Consider the following 25,839-nt stretch of genomic DNA (forward strand, 5'->3'; position numbering starts at 1 on the left):
AATCTCTGAAACTCTCATGACTCTGTGTCCTCTGCGTCCTCTGTGGTTCGTTCTTTCCTAACAATAAGAGGAAAGCGTCAAGAGTTAAACCTTCGCTAAACTTTGAGTTTTCAAGTAAGTAAATACAGATTTATCGCCAATATCTGGGGGAATGGCTTGGAATGCTTTACGCAAGGCAAATACTAGAAACAAAATTGCCCAAGTTCCTAATAAAACTTTTTCCCAATGAGTTGGTAAAATGCCGACTAAATGTCCTAGCAGAAGTAACGGTACTATGGGAGTTAATAATTTAGTTTCTAGGCGATTAAAGCAAAAAGCTTCTTTGAAGAAAATACCTGTTAATGCTACGAAGGTAAAACCTATGCCAAATAATGTTAGGGGTTGGTTGTAAACTGCGATCGCCAAAGGTTCACTACTAGACAATGCCAGTACTACTGCTGATATACTGCCGATAGCCCAAAAAACTTGTAATAGTCGGTGCAGGAATGCCATGTAAATGTGAATGGTCAATAAGCTGACACCCAGACCTAGACTAAAACAGGCATATAAAGGGGTTAATGCGGCTATAGTATTAGGATTATTGTTGAACAAAACCAAAAGGCTACCTATAGCAAAGCTGAGTGCAGCTACCATTAAACCAGCGCGGTAGATAATCACGCCAGTGCGATCGCTATCATCAACTGTAAATTCCCCAAACTGACCTTGATAAACTTCTGGTGTAGATAGTGTTTGTGTATTCATATTTAGTTAATTTTGTCAATAGTATTTCAACTGGAAATTTAATTTTCTCAATTCTATGCGGTTTGGTTTGAGTTCAAGTATAAGACTTGTAACGCATCTTGCCAGTTAATCTGTAATTGAGAGGAAGCATTACCGCTATTGATGGCGATTTCTACCCAGCCATGACTACCAACTAAAGCGGCTACTTCTCCGAGTTTAACATCACTATAAGTTTCACATCCGGGTATAGTTAACCCCGCAGCTTGCACACACCAATTTTTACCTTGCACATATTTTCTGGGAATATTGCTGACTAAGTTGCCAAAATAATCAATATATTGAATACAACCTGTGACCCTGGCATGAGTTTGGTGACATTTGCCTATATCCAACTGTACCAAAGTTGCTGGATCGATTTCTTGTCCTAGCTGTTTTAAAGCGACACCGCTAGCAAGATGAGCGCCCACAGGTGCAAAGATGTCTCTACCGTGAAAAGTTTTACTGGGTTCAGGTGTGCGCCAATAATTAGGGTTTGTGAGTTCAACGGTATGAATGGCTGGACTTTGACTTAGTACCCCGCTAAATATGCCATTATCTGGCCCTACCAGAAACCCTTGAGCAAATTCTACCGCGATCGCTCTGCGCTTACTGCCCACTCCAGGATCTACAACTGCTACATATACTGTACCCACGGGGAAATATGGGGAAGCATTCATCAGACAAAACCTGGCTGCGGCGATATTTTGCGGCGGAATCTGGTGTGTTAAGTCTACCACCCTGATTTGGGGATTGATTTGAGCCACAACTCCTTTCATGACACTAACATAAACATCGCGATCGCTAAAATCGCTCAGTAGTGCCAGAAGTGATCCTTGATTGATTTCTGTTTCAGGCATGGCTTAATAATGAAATTATATTAAGACACAATTTTCTGTATCGACAGATACGAAATATATGATATGTTAAGGATAGCAGACATAAGAAAAATTAAACAGGAGTATTATGATGAGTCAGAATAGACTACAAGCTATGAGTCAAGCACAACAAACTCATAGAGTGAATATTCAAAAAAGCCTAGAGCATCGCTTGCAAGTAGCCAAGGCTAAGAGTGACGAGCAGCTGATTCATCAACTCGAAGCTGAAATTAAATATATCCGTTAAATAAAAAGTTTGTAGTTCATAGTTTTTTGTGTGAAACCCAGCTTCGGCGGGTTTTTTTTATGGAAAGGGGTTGCCAAATCATTGACAACCCCCAAATCTTACTACATTCAACTAGAAATTAAATCCTTCTTTTACCAGAGCGCTTATTACCCTTATTCACGTCTAATTCTTCTCGACGCAGGTTTTCTTGAGCCTCAACGGTATCCGTTTCTACAACTTTTTTAACTTCTACTTCTTCACGCACAACCGCTTCCTTCCGAATGTCAGGAGTTTCTTCGTGAACATCCATACGTGCAACTTCACCCTCACGGAAGTTAGCTTCACCAGGAGCAACTACGCGTCCTGCATCTGTTGGGGTAGTGCGTTCAATCACTACACGCTCTTTTTCAATTGGTACAGAAACTGCTGCTCTATCAGTTTCAACGTGCTTACCAACTGAGACATCTCCTGTTTTAACACGGGTTTTATTAGCAATTAACCTTTCTTCGTATAGTTTGAGGTTTTGATGATTGCTCTGACTGGTATCATACAAATCCGGTTCCTGGTCGTAAGTATAGGTATCACGATTATAACCAGTCCTGGGTGCAGGTGCAGTTCTTCTGGCTGTAGTATCGGCATAAGCCGATGGAGTATCTAAAGGTGCTGTAGCCTCTACAGGTGTAGAAGTTTCTAAAGGTGTTTCTGCAAAGGGAGTCCGATAAACTCCGCGTACTTGCTCTTCGTAATCGTAATCAATTCGTTCGAGGTCGTGAAAATCAGGTAAGCTTTCTACTTGCTCTTGGGTAAGTCCTGTAGCGTAAACTCGTCTATCTGCATAGCTAATGCGAGAACGCCCAATTGGTAACAATACTTGCTTACCAAAAATCCAAAAACCTGTATCAACAACTAGATAACGAAAACGTCCTGACTCGTCCACTAAAATATCTTTAACTGTGCCAACTTTTTCATCATTGATGTCTGAGTAAACATCAAAGTCTCCGATCTGATAATTATCAGAATCAGTAATTGTATAGTCAGCCGTCAAATCTTCAAGTTTATAAAGAACCATATTAACATTTACCTAAATCAACAACTATAATCTTAAAAGATATATGAGATTCCTACTTCTTTCTGAGGATGGAATTGCAGGAATATCCTATTTAATACTTCCAGTAGATTTACTAGTTAGATAAGCAATAATTTGAGCCTCATATACCATACCCATACAAGATTTTGGGCATCTTTTGGTTCGTAATTTATTGAGGATTCCTATAGCTTAATTAGTATTCAGCAAATCTGACTTATAACTTTAGACACAATTGTTTTAATCGACAGATAGATAACTATTGAAAGAGAAAAAAATACGATATAGATATAGATATAAATTTAAATCTAAATAATTTAAATAAATGGAGGTGTGTTTGGATGTCTAGCTTATCCCGGATTTCTGCATTAGGAGCATCTTTGGCAACTTTAGGGCTAGCAGCAAGTCTAACTTCTCCAGTTTTATCACAAAGTACTTTTCCTGATGTTCCCCCTGATTACTGGGCAAAACCATTTATTGAGCGTTTAGCCCAAAAAAATATAATTGTGGGATATCCAGATGGCACATTTCGACCCGAACAGGCTGTACAACGTGATGAATTTGCAGCTATGCTTCGTCAAGCTTTTGATCGAGAACCAGTGCGAGAAATAGAAGATGCAAGCGCCTTTCAAGATGTTCCTGAAGGATATTGGGCATCTCCAGCCATTGAGTCAGCCTATCAACAAGGATTTATGAGTGGTTATCCTGGTGGTTTCTTTGGCCCCAATCAACCAGTTTCTAGAGTAGATGCCTTAGTTACCTTAACTAGAGGTTTAAATTTAGCACCAGAACCTCGGCGAGTTGTGAGGAGGCCTGTATATTTACCACTGGCCATGACTTCTTTAATGCAACCTTTAGTAGCAGCCGCACCCCAGCCACCTACCCCTGTAGCAGCACTTGCAAGGGATTATTATGTTGATGCCCAACAAATTCCTCCCTATGCTATTAATGATATCGGCATAGCAACACAACAAAATTTGGTGGTTAATCATCCTAATCCCAGAGTGCTTGAACCTAACGAACCTCTTAGACGTTCAACTGCGGCGGCTTTTATCCACCAAACTTTGGTCGCTCAGGACAGAATGGAACCTCTGCCTAGTAATGTGGAAGCTTATAACTATATTGTGCGTCCGGAAGTTACCCAAGCTGCACAATAAATACAAGAGTTCACCAATTAGATGATGTCAGCTAAATCACCGATAATAAACAGTTTGTAGTAGGGGCGGGTTCACAGATATGCTCAATTACCAACAATGATTTTAATAAACCCGCCCTTACTGATTAACCGGACATGATATGAGATATCGGCCAAATTCAAATATGCTTCCGAGAACACCCGTGTAGAGACGTTTATACAACGTCTCTACATTCTGATTAAGACTTGGGTTTGTACGTCGAAGCAACGTGTAAGTCTTTCAATTGCTTGACATCTACCCCTGAAGGTGCATCGGTGAGCAAACAACGGGCTTGTTGTGTTTTGGGGAAAGCAATCACATCGCGAATCGATTCTTCCCCAGCTAACAACATTACCAAACGGTCTAAACCGTAGGCAATGCCACCATGTGGGGGTGTACCGTATTCAAAGGCATCTAAGAGAAAGCCAAATTTATTCTGTGCTTCTTCAGGAGACAAACCAATGGCTTCAAATACCTGCTGTTGAATATCCCCTTGATAAATTCGCAGACTTCCGCCACCAATTTCTAAACCGTTTAACACCAAATCGTAAGCTTGGGCGCGGGCAGTTTTTAAATCACTCACATCTTCAGGATGGGGTGCGGTAAAGGGGTGGTGGAGTGCTTCTAAGCGTTTTTCGTCAGCATTCCACTCAAACATGGGGAAATCTGTAATCCAGAGTAAGTTGGTTTTTTCGGGATTAATTAATTTAAATTCCCTAGCCACAACTTGCCGCAATCTGTCTAAAGTTTTATTAACTGTAGCAGTGTCACCAGCCCCGAATAATAACAAATGTCCGGGTTTTGCACCTGTGCGTTGCAAAATTTCCTGTTTTTGCTCTGCACTGAGGTTGTCTTTAATTGCGCCAATGGTGTCAATTTCACCATTTTCTCGCACGCGGATGAAAGCTAAACCCTTTGCACCGGCTTCACTAGCTTCTTTAAATAAGTCACCACCTGGCTTAATGCGGACATTAGAAATGGCATCGTTACCGTTGGGAATTGGCAGAATTTTAACAGTACCACCATGAGCGATCGCATCCCGGAAAACTTTAAAACCAGAGTCTTTTAAAACATCCGCAACATTGACTAATTCCAAACCATAGCGGGTATCTGGTTTATCGCTACCAAAGCGTGACATCGCATCGGCGTAGGTCAACCGGGGGAATGGTAAGTTTAACTCAATGCCTTTAACTGCTTTGAAAATATGAGCAACTAACTTTTCATTTAGGGCAATAATTTCTTCTTGGGACATGAAACTCATTTCCATGTCCAACTGAGTAAATTCTGGTTGTCTGTCAGCGCGTAAATCTTCATCACGGAAGCAACGGGCAATCTGATAATATCGATCCATGCCCGATACCATCAGTATCTGTTTGAATAGCTGGGGTGATTGGGGTAAAGCAAACCACTCGCCAGGATTGGGACGACTGGGTAAGATGTAATCTCTCGCACCTTCTGGAGTGGAACGGGTGAGGATGGGGGTTTCGATTTCAATAAAACCTTCTAAATCTTCTAAGAACCGACGCATGGCTTTAACGACTTGATGACGCAATTGCATATTCTGCGCCATGCGTTCTCGTCGCAAATCCAAATAACGATATTTTAGCCGCAAGTCTTCCCGTACAGATTCACTGTAAGCGCTGGAAACTTGAAATGGTAACTGTTTACCAACGCCATTGAGGAGTGTAATTTTATCGGCGTAGATTTCTACTTCGCCCGTGGGCAGGCGGAGATTCAAAGATTCTTCGGGACGTTGCGTTACTGTCCCAGTAACTTCCACAACGTATTCATTCCGCAGGGTATTTGCTAGATCGTATGAATCTGGGGTGCGTTGCGGATCACTAACAACTTGGACAATGCCAGAGCGATCGCGTAAATCTAAGAATATCACGCCCCCATGATCGCGGGGACGGTCTACCCAACCGTACAAGGTAACAGTTTCTCCAATATCTTTTTTTCGGAGTTCGCTGCAATAGTGAGTTCGCATAGGTGTTAGTCTTATTCTGTCGGGCTAGATGGGCTAATAAATCTCAAAGCTTTCCCATTATCTAGCATCAATAGTAATTGTAGTAGTTTCAGTTGAAGAAAAAAAAAGATTTACAGTCATTGCGAGCCAATCGACGCAATCCCAGCCTTGGCGATTGCTACCCTTCTCTACGAGAGGCTATGCCAACAAGAAGGCTTCCGCTATGAGTCTAAGCGCAGCCATACTCGCAAGGCTTTACTACTGAGTGCTGATGTATTTGATTCAGCCCCGCATTGAAAATGGGCGGTCTTTCAACTCAGCACTCCTGATCAAGTCCCAAGTAACAAAACATGGTAATATAGCTATGTTCGATTCAGTCATGCACTGGAAAAAGCCACAGCCAAAAATGTAAATTTTACATTTATAAACCCTTTTTTACGCTAGCACTTATTATCCATAAAATTCCATGACTGAAATTTCCTTCCGGCCTAATACAATCGATGCAGTAGCCTTCCGTTATGTTGTCGAAAAAAACGAATATCGAATTCCTGAACAGCTTCAAGCAGAAGATCGCATCATTGACATTGGAGCGCATATCGGGTGTTTTTCTTACTTATGTTGGCAACGGGGGTCGCGAAAGATTGAAGGGTTTGAAGCTAATTTAGAAAATGCTGAACTAGCACGAAAAAATCTTGCTTCTACAAATGTGGTAATCAATTCCAAAGCCGTTTGGCGTTCAGATAAGAAACAAGAGTCTGAGTTATATCATTCTGGCTATACAGAAATGTTAGCTGATGGGCCAGATCCGGTAGGGATGAACACAGCATCGGGAAATATTTTTGCGTCAGCTGGTCAACCTGTAAGCACCGTAGCCCTGGATGATATCATCGGAGATTCAAAGGTCAAAATTCTCAAAATCGATTGCGAAGGAAGTGAGTTTCCCATTCTTCTCACATCTCAACGCTTACGACAAGTCTGCTGTTTTGTCGGGGAGTATCATCTGATGGACTCCATCCCCAGTGCAGCACAGGTGGAAGGATTCGAGAAATACACTGTGGGAACGTTGGCAGATTTATTCATTAGTCATCGCTTTAGAGTGGAATTTGTTCCCTACCAAGATGCTCGGTTTTCTAATGTCGGAAATTTCTTCGCTTATAATCTTGATTTAGAATAAGTCATTTATAAGTAGTGATGCCTATATCCCCTGAAGAGACGGGGATATAAGCTAAATAGAGGAATTTATCCATCTATTTTATTTATTTTCCACTTTAAATATACAAAGTTTACTCTGCTTACCATACAAAGGAATCTCCTCTTTGTAGGGTATAGTTAGAACTAGCTCTACATTATTTAAATTAAAAGGGGCTTGATCTAAAAAGACTGCTGAATTTTTTTCTAATCTAATTTCAGCACCTGTAGATATATCTAGATTGGGTACACAATCCTGTTCGTTTTCAGGATAACTTTCAGTCACAAATACATAATTATATTGAGTGATTTTATCGATAAATTTCTGAATATGTTGGTTAGATAAGTGCTGCAAAACTTGGCGAATTAAGCAGATATCTCCAGTCGGTAAATCTTCGGTTAAAACATCAACACATAAGAACTCTACATTAGCATTAGCATATTGACTCTGATTGCGTTCTATTAATGTTGGTACTATGTCTATACCTATATATTGGTATTTAATCTGGGCTTGTTCTAAACTTTTTAAAAGCTGCTGACCAACCCGAAAATCACCACATCCTAAATCGACAATTTTGATATTTTTTAACTGTTTCTTCACAGCAAACTCTGTGAGTAATTTACAATAAGGGATAGCAAAAATATCATCTGAACCTTTACCTGAGAAAAATTCTCCGGAATTTCCTCCCCAGATGTTGTTTGCATATATTTCCGAGAAAATATCAGTGGGTGTTTGATTCTCTTGTAGCATATTAAAGTAACAATTATCCTGGTAACATTCTAAAATTTACACTGAATATTAACCTTTGTCTAGTTATAGACCACTCGATAGGGGCGCAAGGCCTTGCGCCCCTACTCACCATTTATTTCCAAATTAAATCGAGGCGTTGTTGAGCTGCTTTTAAACTTTGTTCTGGAGATGCACCCAGCAAGGTAGCCTCAATAGCTCGACCCAGACTATCAGATAAACTACTATAACCAGCAATAATCGGTCTACCACGTGCCGCAGGCATTTGTTCTAGAAAAACTTTTAACACGGGTTTTTCGGTAATGAATTGCTGATAAGCTGCACTTTGGGTAGATTTGATATTCACCGGCAAAAAACCCGTCCCGATACTCCATTCTGTTTGGAATTCTTCACTCAAAACAAACTCTAAAAACTTGAGTGCGGCTTCTTCTCTGGCTGGGGTAGTCTTCATCACATAGAAATTACCATCGCCAATGACCGTAGCTTGTGACACACTTGCAGGCATGGGAAATACCTGATAATCAACATTAGACTTCATGATATAAGTCCAAGGGCCTGTAATCTGCATCGCAACGCGGCCAGCGATAAAGTCGTCTTCTTCATAACCTCGCTCAGGTGCAGATAACTTGGCTGAACCATCTTTAATTAAATCTTGCCAAAATTGCAAAGCTGTCACAGCTGCATCTGTGGTCAAATTTGGTCGATTATCAGTAATAATCTCCCCGCCAGCACTCCATAAAAAGGGGAACCAACTAAATACAGTCCATTCGCCTTTACCTAAAGGTAATAAAATTCCATGCTGTTCGGGTTTACCGTCGCCATCTTTGTCTATAGTCAATTTTTTGGCAACTTCTCTTAATTCCGACCAAGTTTTTGGTGTTTCGGTAATTCCCGCCGCTTGGAACAACTGAGGTCGGTAAAAAATGCCCAGATTGCTGGTGTAAAGTGGAATTGACCAAAGATGATTGTCTAATGTTAATGCTGCCAATAAGTTGGGGCTAATTTCCGATTTCAGGGGTAATTTGTCCAACCAATCTTCTAAAGGTCTAATTGCGTCTAATTCACTAAACTGACCTGTCAATTGCGGGTAAAAACTCAGAATATCTGGAGGAACATTTCCCACAACTGCGGCGAGAATTTTCGGCAATTGTTGGTCTAGTCCACCGGCAAAAATAGATTCTACTTGGATATCAGGATGAGTCTGATTAAATTTATCGACTAATTTTTGAAATACATCTCGATTAACTGGGGGATTAATTCCTTGCCACAATGTCAAACGAATTATGCCATCATCTTTTGGTGATGAAGCTTGACAGCCAGATAAGATGATTAAGCATGAAATCAGCACAATTCCTAAAACTAATCGTCTCCCAGCAGCAGCAATCCACTGGCGAAAATAACTGGTAATTGGGTGTAGTAAAAGAGTCATTTTCATTCCAAATGGTTCGCTAAACAATCATCGAGCCAAGCTTCAAAGTTTTCCCCTAAAGCTGCTAAAGAATAGACCGCTTCTGCCTGTTCTCGGCAATGACGGCGATCAATTTGCCCTAGTTTGGCGATCGCTTCCACCAGTCCATCTACACTATCTGGTTCTACCAGCCATCCTGTTTTGCCTGACTTGACAATTTCACTTGGTCCACCACGATTATAAGCAATCACTGGCACACCACAAGCCAGAGCCTCTATGCATACATTCCCAAAGGCTTCCACCCAATGAGGAGTCATTAATAACCCCCGGCATTTTCCTAAAGCTTCCTGGAGGGCTGGAGTTGGTAAAAACCCCTGATAGCTAAATGGGGCTGAGGAAAATTCGGCTTGAATCCATTCCCAGTACTGAGGGTTTTCTATTTTACCCCAAATCTTTAAGGGAATCTGAATTTTGTTAACTGCCGAAATAGCATCTTCTAAGCCTTTTTCCGGTGCAATGCGCCCCACCCATCCTAAGTAATCTTGGGGGTGTAAATTACAGTTATAAAGACTGAGATCCAATCCATTTTCCAGACAACGACAGGCGGAAGCAAAAGCAAAGGTTTGAGCTTGGGCTTGAGTATGAACAGCGATGGTTCCGGGGAAACGCCGAGCTACAGTATGGATTGCTTCATCCATCACCATAGACAAAGACCCCATACTGACCAAATGGGCTACAGGACGCTGGAAAAAAGGCGTGAGATAAAAGGGTAGCCAATCATAGGCAAAGTTCAGCACAATATCAAACTCTGACTGCAATTTCCTTGCTGTTTCCCACATCTGCCCTAAAACACTACCGGAGGGAATAGAAACAGGAGTATGGCGTTCCTGATGTTGTGCAGAGTCCGGGGCGACTCCGGCTACTTCTATGACCTGTCCATAGGCGGACTGAGATCCTTGGGGTGCAATAATGGTAACACTATGGTTACGGTCAATTAAGGACTGAACCACATTGGTCAGGGTTAATTCTACTCCACCTCCCTCTCCGGAACCTAAAAAACCAATGGGTGTAGACACACATAACAAACGCATGATGGTAGAGGGGTGTTAACGGGATCAATAATCAAACTATTCAGTGGTACGGTTATCGCGATAGCGAAGCGCTGCTGCAAGCAGATCGCACCTTGCTATAAAACCGAACCGACTCAATTATAAGTGGGTCTAATGTTTGAAGTAGGAAGCTTAAGATTGAGCTTGATAGATTGATTGAGGAAAAATACTGGTTGTCTGCAAGCTAGAAAGCTTGAGATGAAACCGCCTAAGACTAAATCCACTAGATAATACCCCATTCTCAATACCCAGTGTCTTATCCTCAACGCCACAATTGCTGAAACCAAAGCTAACGAGGAAGATTATTTGCCGACTCTTGCGCTGCGGTCATAGAAGGTGGACAACCTTAAAGGAACCGTTCAAACCCCACCAGCGAGGAGGGGAATTAGTACCGCCGTCATTTAGTGCAGCTTCACATTCGTTTTGTATTACCAGCCAAATGCCTGTTTCACATTTGACTTATTCAGGGAATATAAAATTTCTATGGAAACGCCAATATTAACAATTGAAAATACTGCTGTCAATGGGAATAAAAAAGGTGTGCAAATTGAACAAAATATATAGATTATTTGAAATATATAAGTAGCGATGAGTGACCATTTATTCAAATTAAAGAAAGCGTAAATAACCACCCAAGATATTAAAGTAATAATTAGTATTGCCCAAAAAGCATATTCCATTATCAAAGTCACCGAGAAACCCATAAATGTGTGCAAACTACCATATACTTGCAAGGCACTTAAATAGAACAAACATAAAAACCCTAATATTAGCCAATAAATACTCAAGTAAATACTAAGGATAGAAATAGTTTTTACTTTAGCGGGTCTTTTTTTATTCATAATTATCTTTTGTCTATATTTAGACTAAACAGTTTAGTTTAAATGCTAATAAATACGTAATTTTTCTATAATTACGTATTTATTAACCGTAGCATAGATTTTTTGCTACTTAAGATAAACTGGGTTGCCAAGAATGAAATACATTTAGGACTTACGCACTGTACAAATTCATCATGGTATGCAGTTACCAAAATAGCCAATTTCCGGCTTTGAAAAATGATTATGTTGATAGTAAATATACCCGTGTTGTAGGGGTTTAGCAATGCTAAACCCCTACGCAATATGTGCTTTTTAGTGTTACACATATTTGGTATTTATTGTCAATGCGTAAGCCCTAACATTATGTTTTTAGCAAACAACATATCATGTATAGGACTAAGTACCCAAAAATTTGTATACTTTGGGTTTAGCTAATTTAACTTGAAAATAAATTCATAATTATGCCTTGGTCTGTTAGCATCTCCCAATTGTTAGAAGTTCTTTGCGCTCAACCTATCAATTTATCTGAGGCTGCTTTAACACAAGTCAGCAGCGCTATCCAAACAGATACCCGGATGATCAAACCTGGGGAAGTATTTTTGGCTTTACGGGGGGAAAAATTTGATGGACACGATTTCGTTTCCCATGCGATCGCTCAGGGTGCAATAGTTGCTATTGTAGATTGCGATTATGCAAATCCGGGTTTACCTGTATTGCAAGTCAAAAACACTTTACAAGCATATCAGCAACTGGGTAGATGGTGGCGCGATCGCCTAAATATTCCAGTGATTGGGGTGACAGGTTCCGTAGGTAAAACCACAACCAAGGAAATCATCGCCGCAGTGTTAGCAACTCAGGGACGAGTTCACAAGACTTTTGGCAATTTTAATAACGAAATCGGCGTTCCCAAAACTTTGCTAGAACTGGATACAGAACATGACTATGCAGTAGTGGAAATGGCCATGCGGGGTGAGGGACAAATCGCCGAACTGACGCAAATCGCCCGTCCGAATATTGGGGTGATTACTAATGTAGGCACGGCACATATTGAGTTATTGGGTTCTGAAGAAGCGATCGCTCGTGCTAAATGTGAATTATTAGCCGAAATGTCTCCAGATGGTGTGGCTATTCTCAATCATGACAATCCCCTATTAATGGCTACAGCGCAGCAAGTTTGGTCTGGGGAAGTTGTGAGTTATGGCTTGTCTGCTGGCGATATCCAAGGAGTGCTGATCGATAACGAGACGATAAAAGTTGAGGGAATACAGCTACCGTTGCCTTTACCTGGTCGTCACAATGCCAGTAATTTTTTAGCAGCTTTAGCGGTGGCGCAGGTTTTGGGAATCCCCTGGTCAAGGTTGCAGAATGGTGTCAAGGTGAATATGCCCACGGGGCGATCGCAACAGTTTACCCTGCCCCATGATATTATTCTCTTAGATGAGACTTATAATGCTGCACCAGAAGCTATGGAGGCAGCTTTGCAATTATTAGCAGATACACCGGGAAAACGCAAGATTGCGGTGTTGGGTGCAATGAAGGAATTGGGAGAGCGATCGCTGCAATTGCACCAAAGAGTGGGTGAAACGGTGCAGAGGTTGCAGTTAGACGGTTTGCTGGTTTTAGTGGATGGTACAGATGCACAAGCGATCGCTCAAAGTGCCGGGGGTATTCCATCAGAATGCTTTGCTACTCATGCTGATTTGGTAGCCAGATTAAAGACATTTGTCCAAGCAGGCGATCGCATCTTATTTAAAGCCGCCCATTCTGTGGGACTTGATCGCGTTGTTAATCAGTTTCGGGCAGAATTTCTGTGATTAATTGGCTAAATTTTCGCCATCCTATTTATTTGGGTTTAAAATCCTATAATCCCGGTATCTCTAATACACCGGGACTTTCTTTGAACGCGAATGATGCAGAAATGCTATAGCAATCCTGAATGAGTTATTAACAAAAATAATCCCAATTTCTTCAAGAAATTGGGTATTAGAAATTCCCAGGATTTGCAAATCGAATATAATTGCTATATAAGGACTAATTGTTACTTTTAAAAGCAACAACTATTTCAGTTTGCATCTCTATTCTTATTGATTCAATTCAAAAAATCAAGCCTATGAGATTAAATATTCAGACATAATTCCTTATAAACAAATATAGAATTAAAGTAAACATAAATAAAGTCCGCAGGTGCGGACTTGCAAAATTGGATAAGGTTAGGTTCTTAACAAGATGGACTACAACTTGTTAGAGGTTATCTTTATTATTAATAAATAATTTTAAAAAATCAAGTATCCCAGATAAACTGTTTAGACAAAATTACTGTATTTATGTCTTCTTGTGCATGAATAAATGTTAGGTATAAAGTATAAAAAATTAGTTAGCATTCTTTCTCTAGTTTGGGTTGCGCTGCGCTTAACCCAACGAAGCAAACCAAATATCGGGTAAAGTTGGGTTTCCTGTTAATTACAACCCAATCTACATTTACGTCTAAGTTTGGGTTTGAAAAAAGTCCCTAGCCCCTTCCCTACCAGTCTATCCATGCAGTGGGGGCGCAAGGCATGATCTGTTATCTAAAAAAAAGTTTTTATTTAATGAAATCTTAATAATTGGTTAATACATCCTTAATAAAAGGTAATACATTGAACCTGTATTATATTTTGGGGACATAAAATTCTTACTTAAGGATGAATTTTAGATCAGTTTGATGGTAAAACTTTTAAGAATGAATACAACTGATATTTGTTACAGATAATAGAGGAGGCAAATGTCTACAAAATCCAGTGTGAGAAGACTCGAAAAAAGTTTAACTGCTACAAAGAAAACATCTGGTCAATTGAGAGGGGCTTGGGAATCATGTTATCTTAGCATGGTTGAATCTGTACCGTTTTTAATTGCTTGTGCTGTGTTTTTAAGTGTAGTTAGCCTCAAAAGTCCCATTCTGCTTTTTTGTGTGCTGGCGGGTAGTTTAATCGCCATAGTCATGCAACAAGTTGGACAGCAAGTGCATTTACCAAAGCGATGGCTGATACTGTTACAAATTTTGGCAGTATCTGTGATTCTCAGTTTCTTCTGGTTAGACTATTTTGCCACACCTGTATATGCACAATTTTTTGGTAGGGCTGAGGATTTTTTCCGCAATACTTTAACTCAAGGTACAGGAGATAGTAACAATAGCCAACCAGCAGTAAGCTTAATATTCAATGTGTTAAGGGCAATTTATTTACTTTATATTGCAGTTTCTCTCATTGGTGTAATTAATGCAGTCCGTAAAGATGAAGATTGGCAAAGTATCGCTAGAGTTCCCTTATTAGTAGTTGTCGCTGTCACTGTTGCTGATGTCTTAACAGGCTTCGTAATTGGTGATAGCAGTAATTAGTACCGCCGTGAAGTCAAAAGTCAAAAGTCAAAAATCTTATCCTCTAGGCTTTTTATTGATTTTGAATTGTCTGTTTACTTACGCCGCAGTGTACTAGATAATTTCCTGAGACTCCAAATGACCAAATAAAATCTTCCATGACTAAATCCCCAGTGTAAAGGTAATTACAAATTACGAATTACGTTCGCGTAGCGTTTCCGAAGGAAATATTACGAATTAAAAAATTATGACTCAAGAACGAGAGCAAGAATTTCGTCCAGTTAATCAGATACTAGGGTCACAACCATCATTAGGACCAATTCCGGCTGACCAAATATTTCCTTGGATTGTAATTGTTTTAGCTGCTTACTTCGTTGTCAATGGAGTTTTTGGGGGGATTTTTGCAGATGATTTCCAAAGATGGTTATGGACAGTATTAATTGCAGGTTGGGGAATAGCCACTTGGTGGATATTAACTGGTGGTAGGAGTTGGCGTTTTTTAAGCAAATTTGTCGGGGTTCCCACTTGGACAAGAGGCTTTGCACGTTATCAAAGCTTGTTAGAAGTTAACTATGAAGCAAAAAATCGGAAAACAAAGCCTAAGCATCGCCGGCAAAGAAAGTAGATTAACACCATTTGAGGACGCTTTACATTTGGCGACAATGTTACGTATTGCCCTTGACGGTCGTGATGTGGGCGCTTACATTTTGAACAAAGAAACCCAGAAAGATCGGTTTTGCTTTGTTTTTGGGTTTGAATGTCGAGGAATTCATACTACTTTAAGGTCTGAACAAATAGACACAATATTCAATAATATTGAATCAGGTTTAAAAGATATTCCTGAAGGTGAAAAAATGACCTTACATATCGGGTCTTTTAGTTCGGACACAAAACGACAATCAGAATTAGCCGACTTGGTAAAGCGGACACCATCGCGGGATATCAAATTTTTATTAACAGCAGAACGAGCCAGAATTCAAGAACTGACTAATTCGGGAATTCGTAAGCCCAAATTTCTGCGAATTTATGTAACTTATACGATTGAACCAAATACTACGCAATCAGATGATTGGATTGAGAAGCTTTTATCCAAAGGTGAATTATGGTGGCTAAAATTTAAAGGTGAATTAGCAGAAGTGCAAAATCAGCGCATCGAAACTCTGATTATTAAAGCTTACCAACAAGGATTTTCCCGTTGGGAACAGCTTTTATCTAACAAAATGGGGTTAGATGTCAAACCTTTAAACGCTGATGATTTATGGGAACACGCTTGGAGAAAATTTAATGATACAGAACCGATAGAAATTCCCCAATTAATTCAGTTAGATGAAAATGGACTGCATGAGCAAGTTAATTCAGACTTAGCTAGTACCAAGTTACTGATCGAAAATATTCACAGTACCACGTTGCTAATGGAGTCTAATGTACCTTGTGCGGATCGGCGCTGGGTAAATGTGAAAAATCGCTATATTGGGGCGTTAACTTTCCTAGAAAAGCCCGGTGGTTGGCAGAATAAATTTGCTCAGATGCGTTATTTATGGGAATTATTAGCCAGAGAAACAGTAGTAGATACAGAAATTTTTTGTGAATTAACTGCCGCTAATCCAGCCATAGTTAAAAATACTTTGCAGCGAGTGCTAAAACAGTCGAATATGACAGCACTTATGGCTCAGGAAAAAAGTAAAACTATCGATGTTAACGCTCAATTAAAGTTAAAGAAATCAGTAGCAGCCCAAGAACAATTATATGAGGGAGCAGTACCGATATATACGAGTATAGTGATTTTTGTCCATCGTCCCACTGTAGCCAAATTAGATGAAGCAACAAGATATATAGAAAACTGTTTTCAAAGACCAGCGCAGGTAATTAGAGAAATTGAATATACGTGGAAAATTTGGCTGCAATCTTTACCCATAGTTTGGGAGGGTTTGTTAGTAAAACCTTTTAACCGTCGTCAGTTATATTTAACTAGTGAAGTTCCGGGATTAATGCCTTTAGTATTAACCAAAGCTGGAGATAGTCACGGCTTTGAATTAATTGCTGAAGAAGGGGGAACTCCCATACATTTAGATTTGTTTAACCAACATAAAAATTTAGCTTTGTTTGCTACTACTCGTGCTGGTAAATCGGTTTTGGTATCGGGAATTTTAACTCAGGCTTTAGCTCATGGGATTCCTGTAGTCGCCTTGGATTTTCCTAAACCTGATGGCTCATCTACCTTTACCGACTATACAGAATTTATGGAGGGGAATGGAGCCTATTTTGATATTTCCAAACAATCCAATAATTTATTTGAGCAGCCAGATTTGCGATCGCTCTCTCCAGAAACACAGCGCGATCGCCTACTAGATTACACTGGCTTTTTAGAATCCGCTTTAATGACAATGGTTTTAGGGTCATCGACTGAAAACCAACTGCTGTCTCAAACCGTGCGTTCCCTTCTCAACTTGGCTTTAAGCGCTTTCTTCGCTGATACAGGGATTCAAGAACGATATAAACAAGCGATCGCTGGAGGATTTGGTAGTCAAGCTTGGCAAAAAACCCCCACTTTAAAAGACTTTCTCTGTTTCTGTTCCCCAGAACATCTGCAATTAGATTCTCTCAGTGGTCGGGTAGATGACGCACTCAGTCAAATTCAACTGCGTTTACGGTTTTGGCTTTCGAGTCGCGTCGGACAGTCTATTTCTGCACCCTCTAGCTTTCCCACCGATGCACAACTTTTAGTATTTGCACTGCGGAACCTCTCAGATAACGAAGATGCAGCTGTTTTATCTTTAAGTGCTTATTCCGCCGCTTTGCGACGGGCGTTAAGTAGTCCAGCGTCTATTTTCTTCATTGACGAAGCCCCAATTTTATTTGAATTTGATCAAATTGCTGATTTAGTGGGAAGAATTTGCGCCAACGGTGCTAAAGCTGGAATTCGAGTCATTTTATCAGGACAAGACCCTGATACCATAGCCAAATCTAAAGCCGCATCAAAGATTTTGCAAAACTTGTCAACCAGATTAATTGGGAGGATTCAACCAGTAGCAGTAGATAGTTTTGTGAACATTTTAAAATATCCTCGCGATATTATTGCTCGTAATGCCACAGAAAGCTTTTTTCCTCGCAAAGAAGGTATTTACAGTCAATGGTTGTTAGATGATAACGGCATTTATACATTCTGCCGTTACTACCCAGGATTTGAGCAATTAGCCGTAGTTGCTAACAACCCAAATGAACAAACTGCACGCCAAAAAGCTATGTTACAACATAGGGATAAATATGAAGCAATTTCGGTATTTGCACGTCAGTTAATCGCTTCGTTGCGGGGGAGTTGATAAAGGAATGAGTGTCACGCAAAGGCGCAAAGACGCAAAGAATTAAATTTGGATTTGAATAACTGCACCGAATCTCTTTCTTCCTCTTTCCTTGGCGTACTTGGCGGTTCGTTCCTCATATCTTCAAAATATATGCAGAAAACTACATTTTTGACACTAACTTTTTCCTTCTTTCTAGTTTTACCAGCAATGGCGCAATTGGGTAAGGTTTGGACTGAATTTCAATTTTACTCTGTAGATATGCAAAATTATCTCAGAAATAATCTCAGCGAAACCTTAAGACCTTTAGAAATTAGAGGTCAAAATGCGCTGAATAATTCTACAGGTGAATTGAATATACCGAATCCCGTTGAGGCTGGGAAAAGCTTTCGTCAGGATTTATTGTTTAACCCCACAACAGATAAATTTGAAAATAATCCCGTTGTGCAATCAAATTCGGTAAGTAATGAAATTAATCGTTTAATTACTCGTGGTTCAGTGGAAAGTATGATGGGTAGAGATGGACAACGGCGATTAAAAAATAAGTTAGATGAAACTGAAAACACAATTATAAATATTCTAGAAACTGCCAAGAATGCCGAAGAAAGTAACCAAAACTTACTCTCTGATCTGCTTGGCAAAATTCCGCTAATTGAAGATGCGGCTCAACAGTTATCAGCACAGACAAATGTTGGTCAAATTAATTTGCAATTACAAACTCTGAAAATTCAAAGTGAGCAATCAAAAATCATTGGAGAAACATTAGCTCAGACAATGCAAACAAATCAATCTCTGCAATACTCTAACTTAAATTTAGCAAATATTTCTCAGCAAATGGATGAGATGAATCGCTCTCGTAGAGTAGATGGTGCAACAGAGACAGCAAGACTGATTCGGACTACGGCTCAAATCGATTTGTTTGGTAGAGAAGAAAATTAGTATATTTATTGTCAACCAAAATGCAGCGTTATATTTTACAAACATTCCCTGAAATTGGTATCAATGAAACTTTTGATAGTGGTGCTGTAACGGCGAGAAGCATGGCTGAAAGTTGGGATAATCAATGGCTAGATTTATTACAAAATAATACCAGTAATAATTTATATGGAGCGCTGACTAATCTGGGTGTATTTTTCGCTGTAGGAACTCTCTTATTTTTTATGATGCAATGGCTAAAAGATGTTATATACAGTGAATATTCGCGACCAATCACGGGTTTAATTTGGCCTTTTATCGTAGTCCTATTATTAAGTAATACAGGAGATGGTAGCATACTTTCTAATCTGACATTGGGAGTCAGAAACTTTATTAATACAGTCAATCAACAAGTAGTAGCTACAGCAGATGCTGAACAAACCTATCAGCAAGCCCTAAATATGAGTTTGGCTGAAGAAGTGGCTGGTTCTTTATTGCGTCCTTGTCAATCACTGACTGGCGAACAACAAACCCAATGTTTTGCTCAAGCCAGCGACCAAATCGATAACCTCTGGCGAGAATATAGAAATTTATATGGTAATAGAATTTGGATTCAAAGACTAGAAAATCAAGTAATTGCCCTGAAGTTCGGTACAGGAAATTTATCAGATACGAGTTTTAATTCTTTGTTAGGGAATACAGCCCAAACCAGTATCAAAAACTTTTTAATTTCTTTGCAATATGCCTTTCAAAACCTCATAGAAGCCACCATGTTGCTGATAGCAGCTTTAGGTCCTTTGGCTGTAGGTGCATCCTTGCTACCTGTAGCTGGTAAACCTGTTTATGCTTGGCTGACTGGGTTTTTCTCGGCGGGAATTGCCAAGATTTCATTTAATATAATTGCTGCTGTAACCGCCGCAGTTGTGATTAATGGACCAGCAGAAAATCCGAATGCTAATCCTGATTTAATGTGGTTTATTATCTTTCTAGGAATTTTAGCCCCACTGTTATCTTTAGCTGTAGCAGGTGCGGGAGGATTCGCCGTTTTCAGTGCGATTAATAATACAAGTGCTGTAGTCAAAGATAGAATATAAATTCTCAAAATGGTAGATGAGGTGAAAATGAAAAAATGACCAATTTACTCCAGAAAAGAAAACCTACCGGAAATGTTCTCACAATCTTTGCGATCGCTACTTTTAGTTTACATCTATTAGTGTTATTTTTATTCATCTTACAAGGGTTAAATATTCGCCAACTCAGTCTGAGAAAACCGCCGAATTTTGTGCAAATGATCGATGGTGAACCCATAGCTGCGGTTGATGATTTAGCCAGAGACCCCGAAGCTATTCGCCAATTTATCAGTAAAACTATGACAGCCATGTTTAACTGGTCGGGAACTCTACCACCACAAACTATAGAAGCAGCTGCAAAACCTCAAGCAGATATAGGAATTCAGGTGAGAACGCCGCAAGGTGGTAGCCAAAAAGTGACTACCAGCAGTTGGGTAGCTAGTTTTGCTATATCAGAAGATTTTCGTAAAGGTTTTTTAAGTGCGATCGCGCAAATGACTCCACCAGAAGTATTCTCTAACAATCCTCGTCAAGTAATCACCGCAGAATTAGTCATCCAACGGGTTTATCCTCCCGAACAAATAGCCCCTGGTCAGTGGCGAGTAGGGATGGTAGCCGACCTGATTCAAAAAAAACAAGATGATGAGCGAAAAATAGTCACACCCTTTAATAAAGACTTTCTGGTGCGGGCTATAGATTATTTTCCCTACCCTCTAGCTAATAATACCACCGACATCCAAAAAGCAATTTATAGCAATCGGGCTGCTAAGTTGGAAATTTACGAAATTCGTAATTTATGTTTATTGGATAATTATAGTAATCTCGGTAAGGATAAATCAAACCCTTGTGTTAAGCAAATAAATTCTGATAGTTTTACGCGATAAATTTTCGGACATGAGTAATTTTATAATTTATAACCTGAACTATTTATGCAATTAGTCAAACCAGAAAACAAAAAAAGTAGCATTTTGCCACTGTTAGCTGTAGGAACATTTGGATTACATCTATTTAGCTTGCTATTATTTTTGTTCCACAATTCTATGATTCAGGATTTAAAACAGCAGTTAACACCCGAAAGTTTGGTGCAACTTGTTGATGGTCGAGCGATTACTGTAGATCCAAAACAAACTGATGAAAGACATCCAGAAACAATTCGCCGCTTTGTCGGTGAAACCATGACTCTGATGCTTACTTGGTCACAGCAACAACCACCACTCACAGTATGGCAAATTAGTTCACAACTTTTAGCTAATAATTTGAAACCCAAGTTTCAAGCAGAAATTACTAATTTAAATCCTACCGGACAGTTAAACAATATTAATCGAGAAACTGAATATGTATTAGTCATAGAAAAAATCTCTCAACCTACAAAAATAGCTGATGGTAAATGGAAAATTGAAATGTTTGCGAATCAATTAAATTTTAGCGGTTCTAATAATCTGGGAACCTCAACTGCTTTCAATAAACAAATCCTAGTGCGAACTATAGATGAATCAATAATTTCACTCCCAGATAAACCACTACCGTGGCATTTAGCAGCTTACCGTCTGGGTGAAGCTAGGCTAGAAATTTACCAGATATGTGACATCGAAGATAACAACTGTTCTTGAAATTCCTACCAAGTAATACACCATGACTTCTTATTCAATTCATCCCGAACTTACTAAAAAACATCTAGTCAAACCAATTCCTGAACAGCCAAAACCAGAAGTAGACTCTTCCGATTGGGAATCTAGAATGGCTAAATTGGTTGGCTTTGAAGAAGAATCTCCAAAAGTTAACGTTGACGAATTAGCAGCAGATTCAGCTAGTTTACAGCCTGAAGAGTTTCAACCAGAAGAAGTACAAACTCCGCAATCTCTTTCAGCTAATCCCTTTGCTAAATTAGCTTTGGTAGGTAGTGCTACCTTGGTTGTAGTGGTAGTCGCTGGTGCATTTTTATCGCAGATTATGAATACCAGCAATCAACAGCCCAGAAATAATCTTGCTTCTTCCACAGCACCATTACCAGCAATCAATGAATCCCCGCAGCGCAATTTAGAGGAAGAGGTGGAGATTCTCAAAACGAAATTAGCCCTAGCTGAACAAGGCCAGACCGTGACAGCAGCCCAACAAAGTCTCAGAAATAGAGTAGCGGCGCGGGTGGAAACGCCACGGGAGAGGGAAAGAACAGCGATACCTGTGCAAACCGCTTCTACACCTAGAGTAGTCACAGTTGAGCGAATTGTGGAAAGGCCTGCTATTTCACCTCTTTCTGTCCCACCAGTTGCTATAGCCCCTACACCGCCAGCGCCCGTAACAGTCGCAACCCCAGAGACTCCACCATCTCCACCAGACCCCCTGGAAGAATGGACAAGGTTAGCCAAATTAGGTAGTTATGGTCAGGTCAACACCACTGGTCAATCGAGAGTGGATACGGCTTTATCTGTACCAAAAATAGAAGCCCAAGGAAGCAATTCTAGCCCGGAACCAACGCCACAACAGCCAGATATTTTAGTCAGCCAATCTCAAAGCTCGAAATCTATCAAAGTTGGGAGTAGTGTTAAAGCTGTGTTAGCAACAGCTGTATTTGGAGAAACCACTAAAGCCAGGAATAATGAAGGTAATGAAGACGGCAATGTATTTGTTTTGCGTTTGACACATCCCCTAAAATCAGTTGATGGTGCGATCGCTTTACCTGTTAATACTGAGCTATTAGCTGAAATTAGTTCTATTTCTGAACGAGGACTACTACAGTTGAATGTAACTAAAGTGATCTCAGAAGATAATGGCGAACTGAGAGAAATGAGTTTACCCAAGAATGCAATGATGGTTCGCGGTTCTCAGGGTAAACCTTTAGTAGCAAATCAATATCCCAATCAAGGAGGAGCTATAGCAGGGATGGACTTAGGGCTATTTGTTCTGGGAGGAATTGGTAAAGGAGCCGAGTTATTTAATCGCACTGAATCACAAGTTACAGTTGGGGATGGTAGCACCGTCGTCACCAACAATAACAATAGACGCAATATTCCGGCGGGAATTTTAGAAGGTGGTTTAAGGTCTGTAGTACCCCAAATTTCACAACGTAATCAACAAGCGATCGCCCGCATGATGCAACAAACCAACGTTTGGTTTCTACCATCTGGCAAAGAAGTAGAAATATACGTTAATAGAACCATACAATTGTAGTTCGTAGCAATAGATAGATCCCCGACTTCTTAAAGAAGTCGGGGATCTGAACCTCTTTTAGGGAATCTGAGCCTCTTTTATGTTTGTCATAAACCTACTTACCTATTTGCAGCTATGAAGCATATTAAATTTATCCAAAAAAACCTAAAATATCCTAATTTATTGTCTCTGACTTCTCTGATTTTCTCCGCATCTATACTATTATTTACAGGTCGAGTTTTAGCTAATAATTCCGTCCTGCGTTCCATGTTTTCTTGCCAAGCCCAAGGGTTAGGAGGTATTCTACCTACTATCAAAGTTTCCTATCAGCAAGGGACAAATTTAAGCTTTCTACCAGCCGGTGAAACAATTAAAAAAGTTTGGTTAAACGACCCTTCACAAGTAACTATGGATTTTGATGGTCCGATGTGTATGCAGTTTGGGGCAGAACGTAACTTGAGTTCAGGCGATTGTCAAAAATCATCAGCAAATGTGATTCAACTGCGGCGAATTCAAAGACTGAACATTCCCGGACTGCCTAAAATGGATAATACACTTTTAACGGTGATTACTGAAGAGGAAAGTAAAAGTAAACTCTATACATTCAGAATACTGTATGAAGACACTGCTCCTAACTATCACACTTTAGCTATTTATCCTGATCCTGTGGCTGGTGAAGCAGCTTGTGCAAGACCTTAGACAATAGATAAGTAGGTAATTAAACATACAACCTTGACAATACAATATATATATAGATCCCCGACTTCTTTGAGAAGTCGGGGATCTGGGTGTTACGTTTTTTAAGTTTGAGCTACTTATTATATGAAACAATTTCAGGATATTTTGCGTCTGTCTTCAGAAATACAAGTTATGACTGCGGCAATCCGGAATTCTGATATTAAAAGTAATTTTGCAAAATATTGATGAAGTTCATTGGCACTACAAAACACCTGTGATATTGTGTACATAGTCGATTTCACTGATATGAAAAGAAAAATCCAACTTAAAACTAATGAGATTTTCAATAAATCATCAGAAATTGGCTATTTATAGGTAAAAACGTCGTATTAATTAAGTGAGGAGATACATTTCTATGTTCGCTCAAAACACACTGAATCGTGGTTTCTTAGTTGCAGCAGCGACTGCTTCTGTATGTTGTGGCACTTTAGTAATGGCTGCACCCAGCTATGCTGCTGGTTTTACAGACTACTATAATCCAACTGTTGCAGGCACTGGCACCAATGGCAACTGGACTTTGAATAATGGACCCAATCTAAATTCCGGAAATTTCAATGTCAGTGCAGACCTTACACAAATTACTCTCGCTAGACCTTCTAATAGTGGTTCGGGCAATACTGATTTCACAATAGCCGCTCCAAGTACTGGCAGTTTTAGCTTTAACTGGAGCTTTACGCCCACAGACGGGAGGAATCGATTCGCCTGGCTCCTTAATGGTACTCCAACTACAATTCAGAATATTTTAGTGGACACTGAAAACGGCGATTCAATTACAACTGTTAATGGCGTATTCTCTCCTCAGAATATTTCTCAAGGGGATACTTTCGGATTTCGCCTTTTTTCTGATCCATTCGCTAGCGCAACTACGTCTTCAACAGTTAGCATTTCCAACTTCAGCGCCCCTGTCACCCCACCCCCCGGTCCCGTAATTCCCACTCCAGCCATGTTACCTGGTCTAGTGGGTATGTGGATGGCTGCAATGCGTAAGAAACGCCAGCAAGAAGCGGTAAAAGAAGAAGCTTAAATCCAAATTCAACTTGTGTTAATGTTTCCTAGCAAACTGCCAGGAGGCATTATTCTATTAATGAGGACAAGAAGCACAAAACCCTGTCTTTTGTTTTCCTCTTTCGTAGAGTTCCCCATCCGCATATATGGGTGGGGAGGGCGACAGGGGAAATATCTGAAAAAGAGCTTCTTTTCTCTGCCTAAGTTTTGACTTTCGTGAGATTATCATGAGTTTACCAGCAATCAGACTACCTCAGTGGGGATTGACTAAATGGTTTCGGACAAATACTAAACAGCTGCTGAACAGTTTTCCATTGCGCTTCAGGTCTGTGGGGCATCAATTGGGGCTGATTGTGGGGCTGGCCTGCATTTTCGGGTTTCTAGTTGACCTAACTGGCGTAGCCTTACCCCTGAAATTTCTGGAAGCTGAATGGCGGTTTGGTGTACTCCGCATGGTGAGCGATCGCAGCATTGTCCTAATAGCTGGTTTGGCACTATTATCTTTTGGTTTGCTCGACGCTCGTTACATCAGACAGATGGTGTCCCGGTTTTGCTTAATCCTGGGGGTAGTCTTTATTCTCTCAGGGGTTTTGGGATTTAGAGATACCATTCAGCTTCGAGATCAAGCTATCAAGAATATTGATACCCAATCTACCCAAGCCTTAAGACAGTTAGAAGCAGCCAAATCCAATCCCGAAAAGCTAGACCCCAACATTACCCCAGAACGTTTACAACAGGTTTCTCAAGAGTTGCAGCAGCAAGCCCAGCAACAAAAATATAGTAATCAGGCAAGACTCTACAAGCTTCTCTCTGTAGCCATAGGCAACCTGGTAGTCTCTGGATTGGCACTGATTGCTATTGGCCGTCTCCCTTAACTCGCAGAAACAGGCGGCAACCTTTGCCAGTGCAGATGATCTAACAGGTGAAATGCCTCAGTAAGTTAATGTAATGATG

The 25,839-nt window shown here is 40.1% G+C and carries 22 protein-coding genes; 15 read left to right on the forward strand and 7 right to left on the reverse strand.

Features of this window, described 5'->3' with window-relative positions; translation table 11 throughout:
* Positions 1-84: 84 nt before the first annotated feature.
* Together ACM0OW_RS14960 and ACM0OW_RS14965 are read right to left on the reverse strand one after the other, a co-directional pair.
* Positions 85-741: a DUF2301 domain-containing membrane protein gene (locus tag ACM0OW_RS14960; RefSeq protein WP_414550888.1), complete on the reverse strand. Its 657-nt coding sequence runs from the start codon at positions 739-741 to the stop codon at positions 85-87.
* Positions 742-794: 53 nt separating this feature from the next.
* Positions 795-1,616 (reverse strand): S-adenosyl-l-methionine hydroxide adenosyltransferase family protein, encoded by an 822-nt coding sequence (locus ACM0OW_RS14965; RefSeq protein WP_414550889.1) that lies wholly within the window; start codon positions 1,614-1,616, stop codon positions 795-797.
* 106 nt (positions 1,617-1,722) lie between these two features.
* On the opposite strand from ACM0OW_RS14965, the gene ACM0OW_RS14970 reads away from it, so the two are divergent.
* On the forward strand, positions 1,723-1,881 hold the full coding sequence (locus tag ACM0OW_RS14970) for a hypothetical protein (protein WP_414550931.1): 159 nt from the start codon (positions 1,723-1,725) through the stop codon (positions 1,879-1,881).
* A gap of 118 nt (positions 1,882-1,999) precedes the next feature.
* Here ACM0OW_RS14970 and ACM0OW_RS14975 read toward each other — a convergent pair whose 3' ends face one another.
* Complete coding sequence (locus tag ACM0OW_RS14975) at positions 2,000-2,929, reverse strand: PRC and DUF2382 domain-containing protein (protein WP_414550890.1); 930 nt, start codon at positions 2,927-2,929, stop codon at positions 2,000-2,002.
* A gap of 356 nt (positions 2,930-3,285) precedes the next feature.
* Here ACM0OW_RS14975 and ACM0OW_RS14980 point away from each other — a divergent pair, with 356 nt between their 5' ends.
* Complete coding sequence (locus ACM0OW_RS14980) at positions 3,286-4,101, forward strand: S-layer homology domain-containing protein (RefSeq protein ID WP_414550891.1); 816 nt, start codon at positions 3,286-3,288, stop codon at positions 4,099-4,101.
* Positions 4,102-4,318: 217 nt separating this feature from the next.
* Here the strand turns inward: ACM0OW_RS14980 and aspS are convergent, their stop codons facing one another.
* Positions 4,319-6,106 carry an aspartate--tRNA ligase gene (gene aspS, locus ACM0OW_RS14985; protein ID WP_414550892.1) on the reverse strand — a complete coding sequence of 596 codons (1,788 nt, stop codon included), beginning with the start codon at positions 6,104-6,106 and terminating at the stop codon, positions 4,319-4,321.
* Positions 6,107-6,551: 445 nt separating this feature from the next.
* Between aspS and ACM0OW_RS14990 the strand changes: the two genes are divergently transcribed.
* Positions 6,552-7,259: an FkbM family methyltransferase gene (locus tag ACM0OW_RS14990; protein ID WP_414550893.1), complete on the forward strand. Its 708-nt coding sequence runs from the start codon at positions 6,552-6,554 to the stop codon at positions 7,257-7,259.
* Between the two features lie 78 nt (positions 7,260-7,337).
* Here the strand turns inward: ACM0OW_RS14990 and ACM0OW_RS14995 are convergent, their stop codons facing one another.
* The 3 genes from ACM0OW_RS14995 to ACM0OW_RS15005 form a co-directional block, all read right to left on the reverse strand.
* Entirely contained in the window at positions 7,338-8,024 is a 687-nt protein-coding gene (locus ACM0OW_RS14995; protein WP_414550894.1) for a class I SAM-dependent methyltransferase, read from the reverse strand.
* A 112-nt stretch (positions 8,025-8,136) separates the two neighbouring features.
* Positions 8,137-9,456 (reverse strand): ABC transporter substrate-binding protein, encoded by a 1,320-nt coding sequence (locus ACM0OW_RS15000; protein ID WP_414550895.1) that lies wholly within the window; start codon positions 9,454-9,456, stop codon positions 8,137-8,139.
* On the reverse strand, positions 9,453-10,520 hold the full coding sequence (locus ACM0OW_RS15005) for a glycosyltransferase family 4 protein (protein WP_414550896.1): 1,068 nt from the start codon (positions 10,518-10,520) through the stop codon (positions 9,453-9,455). The genes ACM0OW_RS15000 and ACM0OW_RS15005 overlap by 4 nt, the downstream gene beginning before the upstream one ends.
* 1,300 nt (positions 10,521-11,820) lie before the next feature.
* On the opposite strand from ACM0OW_RS15005, the gene ACM0OW_RS15010 reads away from it, so the two are divergent.
* The 12 genes from ACM0OW_RS15010 (at position 11,821) to ACM0OW_RS15065 (ending at position 25,760) form a co-directional block, all read left to right on the forward strand.
* A complete protein-coding gene (locus tag ACM0OW_RS15010; protein WP_414550897.1) occupies positions 11,821-13,173 on the forward strand; it encodes a UDP-N-acetylmuramoyl-tripeptide--D-alanyl-D-alanine ligase in 1,353 nt (450 codons plus the stop codon).
* 947 nt (positions 13,174-14,120) lie between these two features.
* A complete protein-coding gene (locus tag ACM0OW_RS15015; RefSeq protein WP_414550898.1) occupies positions 14,121-14,732 on the forward strand; it encodes a hypothetical protein in 612 nt (203 codons plus the stop codon).
* Positions 14,733-14,958: 226 nt separating this feature from the next.
* Positions 14,959-15,336, forward strand: coding sequence for a hypothetical protein (locus tag ACM0OW_RS15020; protein WP_414550899.1), 378 nt, complete (start codon positions 14,959-14,961; stop codon positions 15,334-15,336).
* The gene (locus ACM0OW_RS15025) at positions 15,284-18,031 is read left to right on the forward strand and encodes a hypothetical protein (RefSeq protein WP_414550900.1); all 2,748 of its coding nucleotides are present in this window, start codon (positions 15,284-15,286) and stop codon (positions 18,029-18,031) included. Before ACM0OW_RS15020 ends, ACM0OW_RS15025 begins: the two co-directional genes overlap by 53 nt.
* Positions 18,032-18,163: 132 nt before the next feature.
* Entirely contained in the window at positions 18,164-18,949 is a 786-nt protein-coding gene (locus ACM0OW_RS15030) for a hypothetical protein (RefSeq protein WP_414550901.1), read from the forward strand.
* 20 nt (positions 18,950-18,969) lie between these two features.
* Positions 18,970-20,019 (forward strand): hypothetical protein, encoded by a 1,050-nt coding sequence (locus ACM0OW_RS15035; RefSeq protein ID WP_414550902.1) that lies wholly within the window; start codon positions 18,970-18,972, stop codon positions 20,017-20,019.
* A 35-nt stretch (positions 20,020-20,054) separates the two neighbouring features.
* Positions 20,055-20,879 carry a hypothetical protein gene (locus ACM0OW_RS15040; RefSeq protein WP_414550903.1) on the forward strand — a complete coding sequence of 275 codons (825 nt, stop codon included), beginning with the start codon at positions 20,055-20,057 and terminating at the stop codon, positions 20,877-20,879.
* A 45-nt stretch (positions 20,880-20,924) separates the two neighbouring features.
* Positions 20,925-21,605, forward strand: a complete 681-nt coding sequence (locus ACM0OW_RS15045) for a hypothetical protein (RefSeq protein WP_414550904.1) — start codon at positions 20,925-20,927, stop codon at positions 21,603-21,605.
* A gap of 22 nt (positions 21,606-21,627) precedes the next feature.
* Positions 21,628-23,163, forward strand: coding sequence for a TrbI/VirB10 family protein (locus ACM0OW_RS15050; protein WP_414550905.1), 1,536 nt, complete (start codon positions 21,628-21,630; stop codon positions 23,161-23,163).
* A 114-nt stretch (positions 23,164-23,277) separates the two neighbouring features.
* The gene (locus ACM0OW_RS15055; protein ID WP_414550906.1) at positions 23,278-23,841 is read left to right on the forward strand and encodes a hypothetical protein; all 564 of its coding nucleotides are present in this window, start codon (positions 23,278-23,280) and stop codon (positions 23,839-23,841) included.
* A 394-nt stretch (positions 23,842-24,235) separates the two neighbouring features.
* Positions 24,236-24,904: a PTPA-CTERM sorting domain-containing protein gene (locus tag ACM0OW_RS15060; RefSeq protein WP_414550907.1), complete on the forward strand. Its 669-nt coding sequence runs from the start codon at positions 24,236-24,238 to the stop codon at positions 24,902-24,904.
* Between the two features lie 208 nt (positions 24,905-25,112).
* Positions 25,113-25,760, forward strand: a complete 648-nt coding sequence (locus ACM0OW_RS15065; protein WP_414550908.1) for an HpsJ family protein — start codon at positions 25,113-25,115, stop codon at positions 25,758-25,760.
* The last annotated feature ends 79 nt before the right edge of the window (positions 25,761-25,839 follow it).

The organism is Anabaena sp. CCY 0017 (assembly GCF_963920885.1).
Classification (GTDB): Bacteria; Cyanobacteriota; Cyanobacteriia; order Cyanobacteriales; family Nostocaceae; genus Nodularia.